Below are 16,395 nucleotides of genomic sequence, written 5' to 3'. Positions count from 1 at the left end.
GCGATTTTTCCCACCCTCTCAGACGATGAAAACCCAAACCCGCATGGACAAACCCCTACCCTGCCCTTAAGGTTCGAAACCTTGAGCACATTGCGGCACAGAGCCATCCCCATGAGTAAATACAACCAGATCTACAGCGATCTGCTTGCCAGCATCACGACCGAACGTCTGGAGCGCGGCGCCCGGTTGCCCTCCGAAACCGAACTGATGGACAGCTACCAGGCCAGTCGCGGCACCGTGCGCAAGGCTATCGAGCAATTACAGGAGCGCGGGTTTGCCCAGAAAGTCCACGGGAAAGGCACCTTTGTGTTGTCGACCGACCCGATCGAATTTCAGTTGGGCGGCATCGTCAGCTTTCAGGAAACCTATCCGCGACTGGGCAACAACGTCAGCACCGAAGTGGTCGAGTTCAGCCAGATCCCTCTCGAAGGTGCGCTGCTGGAACATATCAAGGCTGAGGAAGGCAGCCTGATCACGAGGATCAAACGCGTACGGCGGATCGATGGAAAACGAGTGATCCTCGACATCAACCATTTCGTCAGCAACGTGATCCCCGGACTATCGCGGGACATCGCCGAACACTCGATCTACGCCTTCATCGAACAGACCCTGCAACTGCAAATCGCCTACGCCCAGCGAACCATCGAAGCTGTGCCCCGCAGCAAGGACGACCAGCAACACCTCGACCTCGACGGCCAGAGCCACGTGATCGTGGTCAGCAACCATACGTTTCTGCAGGACGGCCGGCAGTTCGAGTACACGGAATCACGGCACACCCTCGACAAGTTCTACTTTTCGGATGTGGCACGGCGCTGACCCTACAGGTTCTTGAATCGCGTTTGGGCATAACTATGTAGTGCACCTCCTGCATGGAAACGGGCAATCATCGCTGCCCATTTCTCAAGGAGCGAGAGCATGTCCACCGAACAAAACACCCCCGCATCAAGCAATGCCGCCGACCAGGAAACACTCAGACTCATCGCGCCGATCGTGGTGACAGCCTGCCCCGGTTTGCAGGAGGAAGCCCATGCGGTCGCCAGTGAAATCCTGCAAAAACATGGCATCACCCACCTGGACCCGGATCAGGTCTGGTGGCATCGCTTCGACAATGTCTCGGCCAGCAGCACCAAGGCTTTTCTGGGTTGGGAGCACGCGCCCAAACCCAGTGAATCTTTAACCCTGACGCAACTGGTAATCCATCGGTACTGCGTGACCGACCAGGACGACGCCCTCGAACTGGACAGCAATGGCGGGTTTTACACTGCGGATGCGAACGCCAGTATTTACAACGAAACTAATGAAGTGCGGATGTACCCCAGGCAGGTGCTCGCGGACCTGTGGGAGAAGAACCTCAGTCAGCGATACCTGGATAAGCTGAATGCGTTCTGGGCCAGCCATTTTGATGACTACCGCACACTGGCCAAATGTAACTACCTCAGCAAAGCCGTGGAGGCGCGGCAAAGCGGGCAACTCGAAGAGGAGGATTTCCAGACCGTCATCAGGGCCGTCATCGGTGGCGCGTCGTGGCCGATCACCCTGGCTACCCTGCAAGCGCAAACCGCTACGCCTGCGGATCTTCGTGTCTGCGCGCTGGATGTCGCAGGGCATGTCGCCACCGATATTCTGCGCATTGTTGAGCCCAACGGTCGGCAAATCACCTACGTTCCCGGCGCCGCAGACCCCTTCCACGTGCACCCGACATTGACGGACACGCATTGGTGGATGCTGCTGCAAATGAACGAAGAAAAGCCCCGAGCCGAATTCATGACCCATTTCCCGCTGTCGGTTCGCAAGGAGGTCCACGACAACATCACCCCGCTGATGAATCAGCTGGTCGGCACCTGGGGCAAGTACGACCACCACTTGATCAATCAAAAAGACATCACCATCAGCGGTGATGTGTTCACCTGGCAGAGCCGGGCTGTCCAGAGCACGATGCTGGAAGAGGCTGACCTGACGCTGGTGAGTAATGGACAGATGCGTAAGCAGCTATGGCTGGGTTATCTCACCGTCGCACTGCACGCTTTCGGCCCGTTGGCGGTGCTTGGCTGGCCGATCGCATTGCCGGTGATCGGGGCCAGCATCGCGGCCATGGGTTTGAACATCGACAAAGCGGTGAATGGCAAAACAGCGGCAGAACGCAAGGCCGGCATCATCGGCGCGGTGCTCGATGGCATCAATGTGCTGTTCAATCTCCCGCTGCTCAAAGAGGTCAGTGTGTTGAACGAAACCGGGACGGCGGCTGAGGCGGCAGAAGCGGCCGAGATGGCGGACTTGAACAAGACGCTCGATCCAGAAGAAACCGCTGGCACGCAAGAAACGCAGGCACCCGGCGAATCAGAGGAAGTCACCCTGCAACCTGGAGAGTTGCCCGGCCCGCCCGATGAAACCGAGCAAGCGTTTGAAGTGCCAGAGCACTGGCAAAGCAATGAAATCCTCGAAAGCTACCCCATGGCCACCAGCGGAAAATTCCAGGGTGTCTACACACTCGATTCACAACCCTCCAATGCCATCCTGATCAACGAGCAGGCTTACTTCGTACGTTTCGAAGCAGACGCCAATGGTGGCGGAACATGGGCCATCATTGATCCGCAGAACCCGAATGCCTTTACGGGTTCGATTCCCGTACGCCTGAATGCCGAAGGTGAATGGGAGCTGGCGCCGAAAAGCGGGTTGATGGGTGGCGGCAAAGGCCCCAGCAAACTTGTTCCCGGCCCCTCCCGGCCCGCTGCCCCAACACCGCCCAAAGTGAATGATCACGCACACTTGACCCGATACGATGCCCCTAACGGTCGCTCGTTGAATTTCCTGGCGCTGGGAAAACAGGAAACTCATATAAAAGTCGTCAACATGCCTGGTGGGCGAATCAGAGGGGTCTCCCCCTACGAAGAGTATGTCGCCGGACGTCGCACGGCACTGGCCAGGGATGCAATCGCATTCCAAATGCCCAAGGACTTTTTCGCCTCGCTGCCTCCCCGACCGGTCCAGCCCGTGATCACTCCATCCACGACGGTCACCGAACTCATCGAGAAGGTATTCGATGCAGCACCGGGGCTGGTGGTCGGTGAAAGTCAGGATCGCATTGCCAGCATGCGCTTCCTGATCGAAAACATGCCGACGCTAGCCAGGAAAGGCGTCAAGACGATCTACATGCATCGTCTGCTCAACGACTTCAATCAAGTCGACCTGAACAACTTCGCCGAAACCGGAAATATGCATGGCATGCTGGAGATGTACCTGAAAAAGTTGCCAGGCGATCCTGCGGGACAGTTCACGCCGCTGGAGGTCGTCAAAACGGCCCAACAGAACGGCATTCAAATCCAGGCCACTGACTGCCTGGCGAGTTATCGTTATGAAGACTCGACCATGACCCTCAGAGCACAGCAATCCTTCAAGACCTACCTTACCCACACCATCATGCAGGCGACTCAAGCCCGCAACGGCGGCGGAAAATGGCTGGTACTCACCGACCAGGAGAGTACCAACACGTTCAGGGGAATGGCCGGCATCAGCGAAACGGAGGGTGGTATCGGTTTGCGCATAGAAGAAGTGCAACCCGATCAGAGTCTGCACCTGGACATCGACCATGGTATCGAAGTAGGCCATGAGAATGCCGGGGGAACTGGCCCGATGCACGGTAATACCGACACCCTGTATGCCGACATCAGCCTGCAGATGCCGACGCCGTTCATTCAACGAACGCCCGAGCAGATCAATCAGCTGCTGTTCCGCCAAGGCATGTTCACCATTGAAAGGTCGGAAGACACCTTCTCGCTGATTCATCGCAGCCGCACTGGCCAGGTTGTGCGAACGACAATCGAGCGAACGATGGATAGCGGCTTTCGGATCAACCGTCCGGCCTGGGCGGGTGTGCATCAGGTCACCTTCGCGAATCTGATCAGCCTTGCCCACGCACTCAACCGCATGGGCCTGACGCTGCAAGGACGTCTGCCCTCCGTAGCTGTCTGATACGCAAAAGGCCCCGTGAACTCACATTCACGGGGCCTTTGCGGTGTTACAGGCGATCAGTCAGAACGGGATCATTCCCACTCGATGGTCGCTGGCGGCTTGCTCGACACGTCGTAAGTGACGCGGGAGATGCCTTCGATTTCATTGATGATGCGGCCGCTGACGGTTTCCAGCAGTTCGTAAGGCAGGTGAGCCCAACGCGCAGTCATGAAGTCGATGGTTTCCACGGCACGCAGGGCCACGACCCAGGCGTAACGACGGCCATCGCCTACAACGCCAACCGATTTCACCGGCTGGAACACCACGAATGCCTGGCTGACTTTGTGGTACCAGTCGGCCTTGCGCAGTTCTTCGATGAAGATGTGGTCGGCGCGACGCAGCAGGTCGGCGTATTCCTTCTTCACTTCACCGAGGATCCGCACGCCCAGGCCCGGGCCCGGGAACGGGTGACGGTAGACCATGTCGTACGGCAGGCCCAGCTCCAGGCCCAGACGACGGACTTCGTCCTTGAACAGCTCGCGCAGCGGTTCAACCAGCTTGAGGTTCATTTCTTCCGGCAGGCCGCCCACGTTGTGGTGCGACTTGATCACGTGCGCCTTGCCGCTTTTCGCGCCAGCCGACTCGATCACGTCCGGGTAGATGGTGCCTTGGGCGAGGTACTTGATGTTGTCCAGTTTGTTGGACTGGGCATCGAAGACGTCGATGAAGGTACGGCCGATGATCTTGCGCTTCTTCTCTGGATCGCTTTCGCCAGCCAGGTTGTTCAGGAACTGGTCTTCAGCGTTGGCGCGGATCACCTTGACGCCCATGTTCTCGGCGAACATGGCCATCACTTGCTCGCCTTCGTGCAGACGCAGCAGGCCGTTGTCGACGAAGACGCAGGTCAGCTGGTCGCCAATGGCTTTGTGCAGCAGCGCGGCAACCACCGAGGAGTCAACGCCGCCGGACAGGCCGAGCAAAACGTTGTCGGTGCCGACCTGGGCGCGAACCTGGGCGATGGCGTCTTCAGCGATCTTCGACGGCGTCCACAGTGCTTCGCAGCCGCAGATCTCGAGGATGAAGCGCGACAGGATGCGACCGCCCTGCTTGGTGTGGGTCACTTCCGGGTGGAACTGCACGCCGTAGTAGCGCAGGTCATCGTTGAACATGCCGGCAATCGGGCAGCTCGGGGTGCTGGCCAGGATGTGGAAGTCCTGCGGCATTTTGGTGACCTTGTCACCGTGGCTCATCCACACGTCGAGGCCGAACAGGCCGTCGGCGTCGATGTGGTCTTCAATGCCGTCCAGCAGCTGGCTCTTGCCGACCACGTCGACACGGGCATAACCGAATTCACGCAGTTCGGAACCTTCGACCTTGCCACCCAGCTGTTCAGCCATGGTCTGCATGCCGTAGCAGATGCCGAAGACCGGCACGCCCAGGTCAAACACCGCTTGCGGGCAGCGAGGGCTGTTGGCTTCGTGCACGGACTCGGGACCGCCGGCGAGAATGACGCCTTTTGGAGCGAATTCGCGAATCGCTTCGTCGTCCATGTCGAACGGATGCAGTTCGCAGTACACGCCGATTTCACGCACGCGGCGGGCGATCAGCTGGGTGTACTGGGAACCGAAGTCGAGGATCAGGATGCGGTGGGCGTGAATGTCGAGGGCCATGAAGTCAGTCTCGTCTATGCAATTCGAATAAAGAGAATCAGAAACAACTCGGGGCTGAATAAAACAGCCCCGGTTACTTAACTTTTTGCTTGAAGGCTCAACCTACGCGGTAGTTTGGCGCTTCTTTGGTGATCTGTACGTCATGAACGTGGGACTCGGCCATGCCAGCGCCGGTGATCCGCACGAACTCAGGCTTGGTGCGCATTTCTTCGATGTTGGCACTGCCGGTGTAACCCATCGAGGAACGCAGGCCGCCCATCAGTTGATGGATGATCGCGCTCAGGGTGCCCTTGTACGGAACACGCCCTTCGATGCCTTCCGGAACCAGTTTCTCGGCGCCTGCCGAGGAGTCCTGGAAGTAACGGTCGGAGGAACCTTGAGCCTGGGACATGGCGCCCAGCGAACCCATGCCACGGTAAGCCTTGTACGAACGACCCTGGAACAGTTCAATCTCGCCTGGCGCTTCTTCAGTACCGGCGAACATCGAGCCCATCATCACGCAGGAAGCACCGGCTACGATGGCCTTGGACAGGTCACCGGAGAAACGGATGCCGCCGTCGGCGATCAACGGAACACCGGTGCCTTCAAGGGCAGCGGCGACGTTGGCGATGGCACTGATTTGCGGGACGCCGACACCGGCGACGATACGGGTGGTGCAGATCGAGCCAGGGCCGATACCGACCTTGACCGCATCGGCGCCAGCTTCGGCCAGGGCCTTGGCGGCAGCGCCGGTGGCGATGTTGCCGCCGATGACCTGCACTTCAGGGAAATTCTGTTTGACCCAGCGAACGCGGTCGATCACACCTTTGGAGTGACCGTGAGCGGTGTCGACCACCACCACGTCAACGCCGGCATTGACCAGGGCAGCAACACGGTCACCGGTGTCTTTACCGGTGCCGACCGCAGCGCCTACGCGCAGACGACCTTGATCGTCCTTGCTGGCCAGTGGGTAAGCCTTGGCTTTTTCGATGTCTTTGACGGTCATCATGCCTTTGAGGGCAAACTTGTCGTCGACGATCAGGACTTTTTCCAGGCGGTGCTTGTGCAGCAACTCGCGGACTTCGTTCTTGTTGGCGCCTTCACGGACGGTGACCAGACGCTCTTTAGGCGTCATCACTTCACGTACGGTGGCTTCCAGACGGGTTTCGAAGCGCACGTCACGGGAAGTGACGATGCCGACCAGGTCGCCATCGTGCAGTACCGGAACGCCGGAGATATTGTGCATGCGGGTCAGTTCGAACAGATCACGGACCGTGGCGTCAGCCTCGATGGTGATCGGATCCTTGACGACGCCGGCTTCGAACTTCTTGACCTTGCGAACTTCGGCAGCTTGCTGCTCGATGGTCATGTTCTTGTGGATAATGCCGATGCCACCTTCCTGAGCCATGGCGATTGCCAGACGGGCTTCAGTAACGGTGTCCATGGCGGCAGAAACCAGAGGAATGTTCAGCTCGATGCCACGGGTAAGGCGGGTCTTGAGACTGACTTCGTTAGGAAGCACCTCGGAATAACCGGGCACTAGGAGAATGTCGTCGAATGTCAGAGCTTCTTGGCTGATACGCAGCATCGCGGGGGCTCCCGAGCGGGAAAATGGAAGCGCGCCATTATAGTCAGACACCCCCTCGGGTTCAATGTAAAACTCTGTCTATTATCGATGCGGTGATCGACGGGGGGGTTGGAACGCAAATCCTGTAGGAGCGAGGCTTGCCCGCGAAGGCGTCATCACTGGCGCCAAAAGCTTCGCGGGCAAGCCTCGCTCCTACGGTTACGGCTTCACTTACAGTTCGACCTTCACCCAACTAACCGGCTGATCCAGCCAATCGGCAAACTCATCGATAAAGCTCTGCTTGAACCCGGCCTCGGCCCAGTTGTTGAAAATGAACCCCAGGTTGGAAAACCCGCATTCCTGCAGGAACAGGAACCCGTTGATGTCATCTTCATGCCCGCATTCGGGACAGGTGAAGTTATCGGTACGCCCCGGCATCCAGTCTTCAAGGCTTTCGAACAACGCTTCGCCGACTTCTTTGCGGCACTCGGCGCAACCCGCCTCACCCAGAAAACCTTTGGCCGGCGTATAAATGCAGCGTTTGGTAATGATCTCCAGGCCATTGACCGGCTCGCCGAACGGCAGCGCATCCGGGTGTAGCACCACGGCGCGGGCACCGTCGGCGATCGCGTGGCCCATGCGGTTGCCGGTGCGGCCGCAAGTGGTCAGCTCTTCCTTGATGATGTCCTTGCGCACCAGCCACCGCACGACCGCCCGGGCCCGGGGTTCGTGCACCGGCAGCGTGGAGATTTTCGGGACGATGATGCTTTGGGAATTCATGGGTGCAAGCCTGCTGCGTCAAATGGAAGTTCTGCGGTGTGCCGTCCTACGCCTTCGCGAGCAAGCCCGCTCCCACATTTGATTGCGCTCTAATGTGGGAGCGAGGCTTGCCCGCGAAGGCGTCCGAGCGGGCGGCAGCTTAATCCCTGACACTCTGAGGTCAAGTACTCAAATACCGCCCGATCAACGCAATCCCGCTGGCCAGCACCAACCAGGTCACCAGCCGCACAAACGCCTCGCGGGACAATCGCATGGTCAACCGCCGGCCAACCCACAACCCCAGCGCCATGGCCGGCAACAAACACAGCGCCAATACCAACAAGGGTAGCTCGGCATATACACCCGCGACAGCAAACAGGCTAAGGCGCACCACGGTGCTGCAACTGATCAGCGCACTCTGGGTCGCCCGCGCCGCGTCTTTCGGCAAGCGACTGTTCAAATAGATCGCATATAAAAAGCCGCCACTGCCAAACAACGCCCCGAACATCCCGCCCACCGTGCCCATCGGCACTGCCCAGGCGGCAGACAACTGCGTCGGCCGGGTTTTGACCCACAGGCTGTAAACCGCATAGACGCTGATAAATAGACCCATCAACAGCAGCAACACGTCGGATTTCAGGTTCAGCAGAAAGATGACCCCCAGCGTGCAACCCACCGCCATGCACGGCAACAGCCGCAGCAACTCAGGCCTGGCCACATCCCGCCGCGAGGGCAGCAGATTGCCGAACGCGGCGACGAAATCCAGCAGCACCAGCAAAGGCACGATCTTCGACAGCGGCATGAACAAAATCAGAATCGGCCCCGCCACCAGTGCAGTGCCGAACCCGGCGATGCCAAATACGATGTACGCCAGGGCGATGGCCGCCCCGATCACCAGCCAATCCACCCCGCCAAATGGCCATTGATTCATCAGTTCAAACACATTCATCCCCAGTCATCCATGAATCCCGAGGCAGACTCTACCCCTGTAGGAGCAAGCTTGCTCGCGATGGTGTGTCAGTCGACACCAATGTAGCTGACACACCATCGCGAGCAGGCTCGCTCCTACAGGGGATCGTGCATTCGGCTGGAGAATGCCTTTATCATGCGCCCCATGATTAAAGATCCCTTTGCAAGACTCGGCCTGGACCGTGAAGTCCTGACTGTCAGCCAGCTCAACGGCCGCGCGCGGGTGTTGCTTGAAGACGTGTTCAGTAATATCTGGGTCGAAGGCGAAATCTCCAACCTCGCTCGCCCGGCGTCCGGCCACGTGTATTTCACCCTCAAGGACAGCGGCGCCCAAGTACGTTGCGCGCTGTTTCGGCAGAACGCGGCGCGGGTTCGTCAGGCGCTGAAGGATGGTCTGGCGGTCAAGGTGCGCGGCAAGGTTTCGCTGTTCGAAGGGCGTGGCGACTATCAGCTGATTCTCGACACCGTCGAGCCGGCCGGTGACGGTGCGTTGCGCCTGGCCTTCGATGCCTTGAAGGAAAAACTCAGCGCCGAAGGCCTGTTCAGCGCCGAGCGCAAAGTGCCGCTGCCGGCGCATCCGCAGCGCATCGGCATCATCAGTTCGCCGACCGGCGCGGTGATCCGCGACATCATCAGCGTGTTCCGCCGTCGCGCACCGCAGATCCAGCTGACGCTGATCCCCACCGCCGTGCAGGGCCGTGAAGCGACGGCGCAGATTGTCCGCGCGTTGAAACTGGCGGACGCCCGTGGTTTCGATGCATTGATCCTGGCCCGTGGCGGCGGCTCGCTGGAAGACCTCTGGTGTTTCAACGAAGAAGCCGTGGCCCGCGCCGTGGATGCTTGCGTGACGCCGATTGTCAGCGCCGTCGGCCATGAAACCGATGTATCGATCAGTGATTTCGTGGCCGACGTTCGCGCCCCGACGCCGTCCGCCGCCGCTGAACTGCTGGCGCCGGATTCCAGCGACCTGGTGCGTCGGGTCGAAAGCCTGCACCGTCGGCTGGTAATGCGCATGCGTGACCGTTTGATGCGTGATCGCCTGCGCCTGGAAGGCATCTCTCGTCGCCTGCGCCATCCCGGTGAACGTCTGCGCCAACAGGCGCAACGTCTGGATGATCTGGACATGCGCATGCGCCGCGCCTTCGAGCGCAGCCTCAACACCCGTCGCGAACGGCTGATCCGCCTGGAAACCCGCCTCGCCGGGCAACATCCGGGGCGGCAACTGGCGATGTTGCGTCAGCGCCTCGACAGCCTCGCCGAACGCCTGCCTCGGGCCATGTGCGAAGGGCTCAAGTCCCGTCGTCTGCAACTGCAAAGCCAGGTGCAGACTCTGCACGTGGTCAGCCCTTTGGCGACCCTCGGCCGTGGCTACAGCATTTTGCTGGACGAGCGCGGCAACGCGATCCGCAACGCCGCGCAAACCCACAACGGCCAACGCCTGAAAGCCAAACTGGGTGAAGGCGAACTGCAAGTGCGGGTCGAAGACAATCACCTGACGCCTGTCACCCTTTCTTTACTGGATTGATCCATGCCGCGTTTTTTAGCTTCGCTGCTGTTGCTGTGTCTGACCTTCAACGCCCACGCTGACAGCTACATCACCCGCCTGTTGAACAAACCGGTGCCGGGGGGTGTGGCGGTGGTGGATCTGGGCAGCTCTGCCCAGGCGCCGAAAGCCAGCTATCAGGGCAAACCGGTGCTGGTGGTCAAGGAACAGAACAATTGGCTGGCGATTGTCGGTGTGCCGTTGACGGTCAAACCGGGTGCCCAGTCCATCAGCAGCGGCGGCCGCAACCTGAGTTTCACCGTTGGCAACAAGAAGTATCCGGAACAGCGCATCACGTTGAAAAACACTCAACAGGTCAATCCTGACCCGGACAATCTCAAGCGCATCGAGCGCGAACTGGCCGAACAGATCGCCGCGTACCGCACGTTCAGCCCGAATACGCCGAGCAACCTGCTGCTGGACAAACCGGTCAACGGCCCGCTGTCGAGCAAGTTCGGCGTGCGCCGTTTCTTCAATGGTGAAGAGCGTAATCCCCACTCAGGCCTGGATTTCGCCGTGGGCGCCGGCACGCCGATCAAGACCCCGGCGGCGGGCAAGGTGATTTTGATCGGTAACTACTTCTTTAACGGCAACACGGTGTTTGTCGACCATGGGCAGGGCTTTATCAGCATGTTCTGTCACATGTCGAAGATCGATGTGAAGGTTGGGCAGCAACTGGCTCGTGGCGGTGTGGTTGGCAAGGTCGGTTCGACTGGACGGGCGACCGGGCCGCACATGCACTGGAATGTCAGCCTGAATGATGCGCGGGTGGATCCGGCGATCTTCATAGGCGCGTTTCAGCCTTAGATTTTCGGTGAGGTTGATGGCCTCATCGCGAGCAGGCTCGCTCCCACATTTACCGTGTTCACACCGAACAAATGTAGGAGCGGGCTTGCCCGCGAAGGCGGTATCACTGACGCCGATTATTCCGCGTCCAGGTCCTCTATCCCATGGACCTCTCGATCCGCCAGGCAGTGTTTGACCCACTCCTGCGTCTCGACTGAAAACCAGCTCAACTCCTCTGCCGTGATCAATTCCCGCGCGCACAACCCAAGCAAATGCGATCGGGCTTCATGACGCGAAAACCTGAAAACACCAAACGCCCAATACAGCTCCTTTTGCCCGGCTTTCAGCAGTTCCTCGCTGGCATCTATTCGTTCGTAGGGCGCGTTGCTCTTATCCAGCAGCGTTTTTTCGACATCCGACAAAATCCGCTCGCACATCCGTTCATGTGCCACCGGCCGTAACACGCAATACTGCTTCCAGTCAGACTCGTTCATCGCCGACTCCTGAATGCCAGTCGAGGCTTTAAGAATAGCCCGACTGTCAGCGCCCGGCGCTAAAACCATCAATTGCGCATCGCTTGAAGCTCGCGCAAAAAACCAAACAATCACGGGGACTCACAGCAATAAAATCTCGATAAATACGCGCTAGCGAGTATTCCTCTCAATTTTTTTCGACTGCTTGCCATCCTTCACCCTCGCGGTTAGGGTTGAAGACATGAAAACCTCTCACACCCTCATTCAGCTTCGCCAGCACCGCAGCCTGTGCCTCGTCAGCGCACGACTGCCGGGCTGAATCGCGACGCCTCGTTTTACGCTTTTCCCCAAGAACTTTTGATCCACCGGCAGGCCGCCTTTTTTCGGCCCACACAATAAGGATTTCCCGATGAGCATGCTCAAAGACCCGTCTTCGAAATACCGCGCGTTCCCGACCATCGACATTCCGGACCGCACCTGGCCGTCGAAGACCATCACCGCCGCGCCGATCTGGTGCAGCTCCGACTTGCGCGACGGCAACCAGTCGCTGATCGAGCCGATGGACGCGGTCAAGAAGCTGCGTTTCTGGAAAACCCTCGTACAGGTTGGCGTGAAAGAAATCGAAGCGTCCTTCCCGGCTGCGTCGCAAACCGACTTCGACTTCGTGCGCACCCTGATCGAAGGCAACCACATCCCGGACGACACCACCATTCAGGTGCTGACCCAGGGCCGTGAAGACCTGATCGAGCGCACCTTCGAATCCCTGCGCGGGGCGAAGAAAGCCATCGTTCACCTGTACAACGCGACCTCCCCTTCCTTCCGCCGCATTGTCTTCAACCAGGACAAGGACGGGATCAAGGCCATCGCCGTGAACGCCGCCAAGCTGTTCGTCAAATACGCTGCCCAGCAGCCGGACACGCAGTGGACCTTCGAATACTCGCCGGAAACCTTCAGCGCCACCGAGCTGGAATTTGCCAAGGAAGTCTGCGACGCAGTCATCGAAGTCTGGAACCCGACGCCTGAGCACAAGGTGATCCTCAACCTGCCGGCCACCGTCGAATGCGCGACCCCGAACATCTATGCCGACCAGATCGAATGGTTCGGCCGCCACATCAACCGTCGTGACAGCGTGATCATCAGCCTGCACACCCACAACGACCGTGGCACCGGCGTGGCCGCCACCGAGCTGGGCCTGATGGCGGGTGCGGATCGTGTCGAAGGCTGCCTGTTCGGCAACGGCGAGCGTACCGGTAACGTCGACCTGGTCACCGTGGCACTGAACCTCTACACCCAGGGCATCCACCCTGAGCTCGATTTCTCGGACATCGACGGCGTGCGCAAAGTCGTCGAAGAATGCAACCAGATCCAGGTGCACCCGCGTCACCCGTACGTCGGCGACCTGGTTCACACCGCGTTCTCCGGCTCCCACCAGGATGCCATCCGCAAGGGCTTCGCCCAGCAGAAACCGGACGCCCTGTGGGAAGTGCCGTACTTGCCGATCGACCCGGCCGACATCGGCCGCAGCTACGAGGCGGTGATCCGCGTCAACAGCCAGTCGGGCAAGGGCGGCATCGCTTACCTGCTGGAACAGGAATACGGCATCAGCTTGCCGCGCCGCATGCAGATCGAGTTCAGCCAGGTCGTGCAGCGTGAAACCGATCGCCTGGGCCTCGAAATGACCGCCCAGCAGATCCACGCGTTGCTGCACAGCGAGTACTTGCAGGCCAACACCCCGTACGCGCTGGTCAGCCATCGCCTGCAGGAAGAAAACGGTCACAGCGCCGTGGAAGTGGAAGTTTCCGGCAAGGGCCAGGGCGAAACCAACCTGCACTGGCGCGGCAAAGGCAACGGCGCGCTGGAAGCGCTGGTGGCCGGTCTGCCGATTCCGGTGGAGATCATGGACTACAACGAACACGCCATCGGTGCGGGCACCAACGCCAAGGCCGCGGCCTACATCGAACTGCGTGTGGAAGGCCAACGTGCGGTGCACGGTGTGGGCATCGATGAAAACATCACCACCGCCAGCTTCAAGGCCCTGTTCAGCGCGCTGAACCGCTCGTTGAGCCAGCCGGAAGCGAAAGCGGCGTAAGCCTTCGCTGCAATGCAAAAGGCCCCAAGGTGCGAACCTTGGGGCCTTTTTGTTTGCATGCTGTTTTTGTACTGTCTGTTATGGCCCCTTCGCGGGCTTGCCCGCGAAGGGGCCCTGTCAGGCGACAAAGATTTCAGGCATGGGTATCTACGCTGAACATCGCCTGCAACAAAGCGGCTTGCAGCACCTGCAAGTTGCTGCTGGTCACGGCGATCTGGCTCTGGATTTCCATCACCTGCGCCGCCTTCTGCTCGTTGTCCTGGCTCTTCTGCGCACTTGCCAGTTGAGCTTGCTGTTCGGCCAGCAATTTCTGGGCTTCTTCGATCTGCTTTTTCAACGCGGCAATCGGGTCACTGGCACCACCGACCGAGTCGATGTTGGCCCCGGCACTGTTGACGCGCAGCGTGCCATCCTTGTCAGTCGCATCATCAACCGGGACCAGTTTGCGTTCGTCAGCTTGACCGGTCGCGACATTCGGCGAGGACACGGCGTACGAGTTAATGGTGATGGTGCTGACATTGATCATGGGTCACTCCTCCTTGGCTGACCTTGCTATCGGCCCGCACAGAAAAATCTGTACCCATAGATCGTTCAACATTCACCGATCAGGTGAACTCAAACGTATCAGCATCCAGATTCGCCGGAAAACGTGTGCGATAAGCCTGAAGGTCGGCCGCATTCAAAACGACCTGAAACACCCCATCGGCTTCGCCGGCACTGAGCAAGGTCTCGCCCTGGAAATCCAGCACCTGGCTGTCGCCGGTATATGCAAAGCCTTTCCCGTCGGTCCCAATGCGGTTCACTGCCGCCACGTAGCACAGGTTTTCGATTGCCCGCGCCGGTAGCAAACGGTTCCAGTGCTGGCGCCGCGCACCTGGCCAGTTGGCGGTGTACAGCAACAGGTCTGTGTCCTGGGCATCGCGGCTCCACACCGGGAAACGCAGGTCGTAGCAAATCAGCGGGCGCACGCGCCAGCCTTTGAGCTCGAACTGCACCTGACGCTCACCCGGTGTGAAGTGATTGTGCTCGCCGGCCATACGGAACAAGTGGCGCTTGTCGTAATGCCAGACTTCGCCATCCGGTCGCGCCCACAACAGGCGATTGCGATGGCTGCCGTCAGCGGCCTGAACGATGATGCTACCGGTGATCACCGCATCGAGTTTTGCCGCCTGGGTGCGCAGCCATTTGCTGGTGGGACCGTTTTCCGCCTCGGCAAGCGTCTCGGACTCCATGGAAAAACCGGTGGTGAACATCTCCGGCAGGATGATCAGGTCCGCGCCACGAGCCTGCTCCAGCAGTTGCTCGAAATGCTCCAGATTGGCCTGGCGGTCGTGCCAGGCCAGGGTTGTCTGGATCAACGCGATGGTCAGATTCGGCAATGCACTCAGATCACGCATAGTTTTGCCGCTGCTTCACGCAGGGTCTCCTCGCGTTTGGCGAAGCACAGGCGCACCAGGCGCTGGCCTTCGGGTGGCGTCTGGTAGAACACCGAGATCGGGATGCTCGCCACGCCGTGTTCGCGGGTCATCCACAGCGCCATCTCGACATCGTTGAGGTCGGGACGGATCTGCGAGTAATCGACCAACTGGAAATAGGTGCCGGTGACGCGGGTGAAACTGAAACGCGATGGTGTCAGCAAGTCGCAGAACAGATCGCGCTTGGCCTGGTAGAAGCCCGGCAGTTCTTCAATGTGCTCCGGGTGTTCGGCCATGAAGTCGGCCAAGGCGTATTGCAACGGCGTCACACCGCAGAAACTGACGTACTGGTGCACCTTGCGCAGCTCCGCCGTGAGGGCCGGTGGTGCGACCACGTAGCCGGTTTTCCAGCCGGTGACGTGATAGGTCTTGCCGAACGAGCTGACCACGAAGGCTCGCTGATACAGCTCTTCGTGATTCAGCACACTGACGTGAGGCACACCGTCAAATACCAGATGTTCGTAGACTTCGTCGCTGACGAGGTAGATGTCGCGATCACGGATCAGATCCGCCAACTGATCGAGCTCGGCACGGCTGATCAACGCGCCGCTTGGGTTGTGCGGGCTGTTTAGCACAATCATCCGCGTACGCGGGGTAATGGCCTCAGCCAGTTTCTGGAAATCGATGGAGAAGTCATTCAGCCCGAGTTGCACATGCACGCAACGACCACCGGCCAACTCCACCGACGGCTCGTAACTGTCGTAGCACGGATCGAACACGATCACTTCGTCGCCGCTGTGGATAACCGCCTGAATGGCACAGAAAATCGCCTGGGTGGCACCGGGCGTGATGGTCACTTCGTTGTCGGCATCGACATTGACGCCGTAACTGCGAGCGATCTTCGCTGCCACTTGCTGACGCAGGGCCGGCAGGCCGGTCATTGGCGAATACTGGTTGTGGCCATTGGCAATGTGCCGACCGACCGCATCGCACAAGGCTTGCGGGGCATCGAAATCGGGAAAACCCTGTGACAGGTTGATCGCCCCGGTTTGCGCCGCGAGCTGAGACATCTGCGTGAAGATAGTGATGCCGACATTCGGCAGCTTACTGGTGATCATCGGTGATTCCCTGCTCTACACCCGGCTCTAACGGCGGCGCGGGAGAGTCCGAGGATAGCCAAACGGCGCCCATAAAAAA

At 59.4% G+C, this 16,395-nt stretch carries 13 protein-coding genes; 5 read left to right on the top strand and 8 right to left on the bottom strand.

Annotated elements, in window-relative coordinates; genetic code table 11:
• Positions 1–111: 111 nt before the first annotated feature.
• A complete protein-coding gene (treR, locus tag PMI32_RS24330) occupies positions 112–816 on the top strand; it encodes a trehalose operon repressor (RefSeq protein ID WP_008025551.1) in 705 nt (234 codons plus the stop codon).
• A gap of 99 nt (positions 817–915) precedes the next feature.
• A complete protein-coding gene (locus tag PMI32_RS24335) occupies positions 916–3,969 on the top strand; it encodes a membrane-targeted effector domain-containing toxin (protein WP_008025549.1) in 3,054 nt (1,017 codons plus the stop codon).
• Between the two features lie 71 nt (positions 3,970–4,040).
• Here PMI32_RS24335 and guaA read toward each other — a convergent pair whose 3' ends face one another.
• The 4 genes from guaA to PMI32_RS24355 all read right to left on the bottom strand — a co-directional run bounded on the left by guaA (position 4,041) and on the right by PMI32_RS24355 (position 8,872).
• Positions 4,041–5,618 (bottom strand): glutamine-hydrolyzing GMP synthase, encoded by a 1,578-nt coding sequence (gene guaA, locus PMI32_RS24340; protein WP_008025547.1) that lies wholly within the window; start codon positions 5,616–5,618, stop codon positions 4,041–4,043.
• Between the two features lie 97 nt (positions 5,619–5,715).
• Complete coding sequence (gene guaB / locus PMI32_RS24345) at positions 5,716–7,185, bottom strand: IMP dehydrogenase (protein ID WP_008025544.1); 1,470 nt, start codon at positions 7,183–7,185, stop codon at positions 5,716–5,718.
• A 210-nt stretch (positions 7,186–7,395) separates the two neighbouring features.
• Positions 7,396–7,944 carry a hypothetical protein gene (locus PMI32_RS24350; protein ID WP_008025543.1) on the bottom strand — a complete coding sequence of 183 codons (549 nt, stop codon included), beginning with the start codon at positions 7,942–7,944 and terminating at the stop codon, positions 7,396–7,398.
• A gap of 160 nt (positions 7,945–8,104) precedes the next feature.
• A complete protein-coding gene (locus tag PMI32_RS24355; protein ID WP_008025541.1) occupies positions 8,105–8,872 on the bottom strand; it encodes a sulfite exporter TauE/SafE family protein in 768 nt (255 codons plus the stop codon).
• Between the two features lie 165 nt (positions 8,873–9,037).
• Here PMI32_RS24355 and xseA point away from each other — a divergent pair, with 165 nt between their 5' ends.
• Both xseA and PMI32_RS24365 read left to right on the top strand, forming a co-directional pair.
• The gene (xseA, locus tag PMI32_RS24360; protein WP_032828597.1) at positions 9,038–10,417 is read left to right on the top strand and encodes an exodeoxyribonuclease VII large subunit; all 1,380 of its coding nucleotides are present in this window, start codon (positions 9,038–9,040) and stop codon (positions 10,415–10,417) included.
• Positions 10,418–10,420: 3 nt separating this feature from the next.
• Positions 10,421–11,242, top strand: coding sequence for a M23 family metallopeptidase (locus PMI32_RS24365; protein ID WP_008025534.1), 822 nt, complete (start codon positions 10,421–10,423; stop codon positions 11,240–11,242).
• 116 nt (positions 11,243–11,358) lie between these two features.
• Here the strand turns inward: PMI32_RS24365 and PMI32_RS24370 are convergent, their stop codons facing one another.
• Positions 11,359–11,829 (bottom strand): hypothetical protein, encoded by a 471-nt coding sequence (locus tag PMI32_RS24370; protein WP_238541018.1) that lies wholly within the window; start codon positions 11,827–11,829, stop codon positions 11,359–11,361.
• A 274-nt stretch (positions 11,830–12,103) separates the two neighbouring features.
• Between PMI32_RS24370 and leuA the strand changes: the two genes are divergently transcribed.
• On the top strand, positions 12,104–13,783 hold the full coding sequence (leuA, locus tag PMI32_RS24375) for a 2-isopropylmalate synthase (RefSeq protein WP_008025530.1): 1,680 nt from the start codon (positions 12,104–12,106) through the stop codon (positions 13,781–13,783).
• 133 nt (positions 13,784–13,916) lie between these two features.
• Here leuA and PMI32_RS24380 read toward each other — a convergent pair whose 3' ends face one another.
• From PMI32_RS24380 to PMI32_RS24390, 3 genes are all read right to left on the bottom strand, one after another.
• Positions 13,917–14,309 carry a hypothetical protein gene (locus PMI32_RS24380; protein ID WP_008025528.1) on the bottom strand — a complete coding sequence of 131 codons (393 nt, stop codon included), beginning with the start codon at positions 14,307–14,309 and terminating at the stop codon, positions 13,917–13,919.
• Between the two features lie 79 nt (positions 14,310–14,388).
• The gene (locus PMI32_RS24385) at positions 14,389–15,180 is read right to left on the bottom strand and encodes an amidohydrolase (protein WP_008025526.1); all 792 of its coding nucleotides are present in this window, start codon (positions 15,178–15,180) and stop codon (positions 14,389–14,391) included.
• Positions 15,168–16,316, bottom strand: coding sequence for a pyridoxal phosphate-dependent aminotransferase (locus PMI32_RS24390; RefSeq protein WP_008025524.1), 1,149 nt, complete (start codon positions 16,314–16,316; stop codon positions 15,168–15,170). Before PMI32_RS24390 ends, PMI32_RS24385 begins: the two co-directional genes overlap by 13 nt.
• Positions 16,317–16,395: the final 79 nt, after the last annotated feature.

The organism is Pseudomonas sp. GM60, from assembly GCF_000282415.1.
GTDB lineage: Bacteria > Pseudomonadota > Gammaproteobacteria > Pseudomonadales > Pseudomonadaceae > Aquipseudomonas > Aquipseudomonas migulae.
Note: the sequence above shows the minus strand (reverse complement) of the source record. Positions and strands in the feature narration are given on the sequence as shown.

Excerpts from the sequence above, each read along its gene's own strand:
- treR (WP_008025551.1), top strand. The coding sequence starts at position 112 with ATGAGTAAATACAACCAGATCTACAGCGATCTGCTTGCCAGCATCACG.
- PMI32_RS24335 (WP_008025549.1), top strand. The coding sequence starts at position 916 with ATGTCCACCGAACAAAACACCCCCGCATCAAGCAATGCCGCCGACCAG.
- guaA (WP_008025547.1), bottom strand. The coding sequence starts at position 5,618 with ATGGCCCTCGACATTCACGCCCACCGCATCCTGATCCTCGACTTCGGT.
- guaB (WP_008025544.1), bottom strand. The coding sequence starts at position 7,185 with ATGCTGCGTATCAGCCAAGAAGCTCTGACATTCGACGACATTCTCCTA.
- PMI32_RS24350 (WP_008025543.1), bottom strand. The coding sequence starts at position 7,944 with ATGAATTCCCAAAGCATCATCGTCCCGAAAATCTCCACGCTGCCGGTG.
- PMI32_RS24355 (WP_008025541.1), bottom strand. The coding sequence starts at position 8,872 with ATGAATGTGTTTGAACTGATGAATCAATGGCCATTTGGCGGGGTGGAT.
- xseA (WP_032828597.1), top strand. The coding sequence starts at position 9,038 with ATGATTAAAGATCCCTTTGCAAGACTCGGCCTGGACCGTGAAGTCCTG.
- PMI32_RS24365 (WP_008025534.1), top strand. The coding sequence starts at position 10,421 with ATGCCGCGTTTTTTAGCTTCGCTGCTGTTGCTGTGTCTGACCTTCAAC.
- leuA (WP_008025530.1), top strand. The coding sequence starts at position 12,104 with ATGAGCATGCTCAAAGACCCGTCTTCGAAATACCGCGCGTTCCCGACC.
- PMI32_RS24380 (WP_008025528.1), bottom strand. The coding sequence starts at position 14,309 with ATGATCAATGTCAGCACCATCACCATTAACTCGTACGCCGTGTCCTCG.
- PMI32_RS24385 (WP_008025526.1), bottom strand. The coding sequence starts at position 15,180 with ATGCGTGATCTGAGTGCATTGCCGAATCTGACCATCGCGTTGATCCAG.
- PMI32_RS24390 (WP_008025524.1), bottom strand. The coding sequence starts at position 16,316 with ATGATCACCAGTAAGCTGCCGAATGTCGGCATCACTATCTTCACGCAG.